The organism is Mesorhizobium sp. M2E.F.Ca.ET.209.01.1.1 (genome assembly GCF_004010375.2).
Taxonomy (GTDB): domain Bacteria; phylum Pseudomonadota; class Alphaproteobacteria; order Rhizobiales; family Rhizobiaceae; genus Mesorhizobium.
The window spans coordinates 1-320 of sequence record NZ_SADP02000797.1 but is presented as its reverse complement, the minus strand read 5'-3'; the positions used below and the strand labels follow the sequence as shown (position 1 = coordinate 320).

Annotated in this window: 1 protein-coding gene; it reads right to left on the bottom strand. The window is 53.4% G+C overall.

What is annotated here, in order from left to right; translation table 11 throughout:
- Positions 1 to 14: 14 nt before the first annotated feature.
- On the bottom strand, positions 15 to 167 hold the full coding sequence (locus EN852_RS37950; RefSeq protein ID WP_127225237.1) for a histidine kinase: 153 nt from the start codon (positions 165 to 167) through the stop codon (positions 15 to 17).
- Positions 168 to 320: the final 153 nt, after the last annotated feature.

Here is a 320-nt window from a genome sequence, read left to right as displayed (position 1 = left end):
GGATCAGTGCTTCGTCAGTTTTTCTTCGGGTTCAGCTTTTCGGCCGGGATACGGATGCTTATTTCCGCTTTTTTAGGCTCCACGAACATCGCCAGCGCGAACATCGCGCCATAGGCGATGGCTGCAAGAACCGCCAGCGTCACGACAAACCGAAACAAAGTCGGCATTCAAATTTTTGCCCGTCTTCTTGTTCTGCGATTCCAAAGCCCTGTGCCCTTATGGGACGCCAAGCCGGCCAATTCAAGGACGAGGATTCCGGTCTACAAATGTTTCGCCGGAAATGCTTCTTGGACGTTTGCCTGCCCGCGCTTGACGCAAAC

Excerpts from the sequence above, each read along its gene's own strand:
- EN852_RS37950 (WP_127225237.1), bottom strand. The coding sequence starts at position 167 with ATGCCGACTTTGTTTCGGTTTGTCGTGACGCTGGCGGTTCTTGCAGCC.